This is a genomic window from Oribacterium sp. oral taxon 078 str. F0263, from assembly GCF_000469565.1.
GTDB lineage: Bacteria > Bacillota > Clostridia > Lachnospirales > Lachnospiraceae > Oribacterium.
In genome coordinates, this window is the sequence record NZ_KI273111.1 from 1 (window position 1) to 2490 (window position 2490).

General features: G+C 55.8%; 3 protein-coding genes. All 3 read left to right on the forward strand.

What is annotated here, in order from left to right; translation table 11 throughout:
• Window positions 1-60 precede the first annotated feature (60 nt).
• The 3 genes from HMPREF1986_RS13830 (at window position 61) to HMPREF1986_RS05810 (ending at window position 2367) form a co-directional block, all read left to right on the forward strand.
• The gene (locus HMPREF1986_RS13830; protein ID WP_021773853.1) at window positions 61-939 is read left to right on the forward strand and encodes a DNA/RNA non-specific endonuclease; all 879 of its coding nucleotides are present in this window, start codon (window positions 61-63) and stop codon (window positions 937-939) included.
• Window positions 940-951: 12 nt separating this feature from the next.
• A complete protein-coding gene (gene gpmA / locus HMPREF1986_RS05805; RefSeq protein WP_021773854.1) occupies window positions 952-1698 on the forward strand; it encodes a 2,3-diphosphoglycerate-dependent phosphoglycerate mutase in 747 nt (248 codons plus the stop codon).
• Window positions 1699-1926: 228 nt separating this feature from the next.
• Window positions 1927-2367, forward strand: a complete 441-nt coding sequence (locus tag HMPREF1986_RS05810) for an Hsp20/alpha crystallin family protein (protein WP_036599507.1) — start codon at window positions 1927-1929, stop codon at window positions 2365-2367.
• The last annotated feature ends 123 nt before the right edge of the window (window positions 2368-2490 follow it).

Genomic DNA, 2490 nt, shown 5'->3' on the forward strand with positions numbered 1-2490 from the left:
CGTGTATACACGGGCGGCTGTTCCGGCATTTGACTTATTTTCAGCGGGGCGGGAGCTTTGATGGAGAAGAGGAAGCGGCGCACAGGAGGAAGGCCCGGAGGGAGGCGGAGAAATCTCCTGATCCTGGAGCTTCTGCTCCTTCTTCTCGCTTCCTTCGCCTGGCAGAGACTGCATGCGGAGCATGCGGGAGAAGGGAGGACGGAGCTTTCCGAAGAGGCGGAATACACCCTTCCTTCCCTTCTTGCGGGGGATTCCGGGCAGACGGGAGAGTCGGAGGGCCCGCTCTCATCGGAGAGGAGATCCGCCGCAGCGCTTCCTCAGAGGGAGGAGGATGCGGGGAGCTTTCGCTATGAGGAGCTCCCGGCCTATGCGGGGCTTCCCTCCGCGGAGGTCAACGGCGGTCTTCCCTACTTTGCTCAGGAGGATCTTCTCCCTTCGTCCTACGAGCATTACAGTCCGCTGGATTCCCTCGGAAGATGCGGACCGGCGATGGCCAACGTGGGGAGGGATCTCATGCCGGATGAACCGAGAGGGCCGATCGGCATGATAAAGCCCACGGGCTGGCATACGGTGCGCTATGACGATCTCATAGGGGACCGATATCTCTACAACCGCTGTCATCTTCTCGCCTACCAGCTCACCGGGGAGAATGCCAATCCGCAGAATCTCATCACCGGGACCCGGTATATGAATGTGGAGGGAATGCTTCCCTATGAGCGCAGGATTTCCGACTATGTGAAATCGAGCGGCCGTCATGTGCTTCTTCGTGTGACGCCGGTCTTTCTCGGGGAGGAGCTTGTGGCGAGGGGGGTTCTCATGGAGGCCTATTCTTCGGAGGATGAGGGAGAAGGGGTCTGTTTTAATGCTTTCGTCTACAATGTTCAGCCCGGGATCATAATCGATTATGCGACGGGGGACAGCCGCAGAGCGGAAGGATAAGAAAGGAGCAGTATGCACACATTGGTTTTGATACGGCATGGGGAGAGCGAGTGGAATCTGGAGAACCGCTTCACGGGATGGACGGATGTGGATCTCACGGAGAAGGGGATTTCCGAGGCAAAGAGTGCGGGCAGGCTTCTCAGAGAGAGCGGCTTTGACTTTGACCTTTGCTATACCTCCTATCTGAAGAGGGCGATTCACACCCTGAACCATGTCCTGGACAATATGGACCGGGTCTGGCTTCCGGTGCAGAAGAGCTGGAAGCTGAATGAGCGCCATTATGGTGCTCTGCAGGGCCTCAATAAGTCGGAGACCGCGGAGAAATACGGAGAGGAGCAGGTCAGGATCTGGAGGCGCTCCTTCGATGTGAAGCCGCCGGTGCTGGATCCGGAGGACGAGAGAAACCCGAAGCTGCAGGAGCAGTACCGCGGGGTGAAGCCCGAAAACCTTCCGCTCACGGAGAGCCTGAAGGATACGGTTGCGAGGGTGGTTCCCTACTATGAGAAGGAGATCCTCCCGGAGATGCGCTGCGGAAAGAGGGTGCTGATCGCGGCGCACGGGAACTCTCTCCGGGCGCTCATCATGTACTTTGAGAAGCTGACGGAGGAGGAGATCGTCTCTGTCAATGTCCCGACCGGCACGCCGCTGGTCTATCGTCTCGACGATGAGGGAAAGGTCATCGAAAAGTCTTATCTCGGGGATCAGGAGGCGATCGCAGCAAAGATGAAGGCTGTCGCCGCCCAGGGAAAGGCGAAGTGAGAACTGGGAATCGAGAACTGAGAACCGGACTTCTCGTTTTGGACAAGCAAAAGGGCGCTTCCCCGGAGAGCGGGGAGGCGCCTTTTTAGGACACATATTTTTCACAATTTTGTTAGCACTCATCGCTTGACAGTGCTAACAACGTATGCTATAACATCAGATGTAAGGGAAAAGAAGCAATAGCAATAGCGATGGAAATGGATTTCAGATAAAGGAGGTTTTGCTATGATGTACATGCCGAGTATTTTTGGATCAGATATGTTTGAGGATTTCTTCCGGGATCTCGATCAGGGCTATGCCCCGAAGGCTCTCTATGGAAAGAGGGCGAAGAACCTCATGAAGACGGATATCCGGGAGGACGAGAAGGGCTATCAGCTTGCGATAGATCTTCCAGGCTATCGAAAGGATGAGCTGAAGCTTGAGCTCAAGGACGGATATCTCACGATCTCCGCGGAGAAAAATGAGGAGAAGGAGCAAAAGGACGAGAAGGGCAGGATGATCCGCCAGGAGCGCTATGCGGGCTCTGTGCAGAGAAGTTTCTTCGTCGGGGAGCAGCTGAAGGAAGAGGATATCAAGGCGAAGTATGAGGATGGAGTCCTTAAGCTGGAGATTCCGAAGAAGGAAGAGGAGAAGAAGCTCCCAGAGCGCCGCTATATTGAGATTTCCTGATTCACTCTCCTGATGAAAGAGGGAGCGGGAGCTCTCCTTCGCAAAGACCGCAGGCGAAGAGAATCAAAGTGCGGATGAGATAGAGAGAAAGGGCGGGGGCCGCGGAAAAGAGCGCGGCCCCCG

Excerpts from the sequence above, each read along its gene's own strand:
- HMPREF1986_RS13830 (WP_021773853.1), top strand. The coding sequence starts at position 61 with ATGGAGAAGAGGAAGCGGCGCACAGGAGGAAGGCCCGGAGGGAGGCGG.
- gpmA (WP_021773854.1), top strand. The coding sequence starts at position 952 with ATGCACACATTGGTTTTGATACGGCATGGGGAGAGCGAGTGGAATCTG.
- HMPREF1986_RS05810 (WP_036599507.1), top strand. The coding sequence starts at position 1,927 with ATGTACATGCCGAGTATTTTTGGATCAGATATGTTTGAGGATTTCTTC.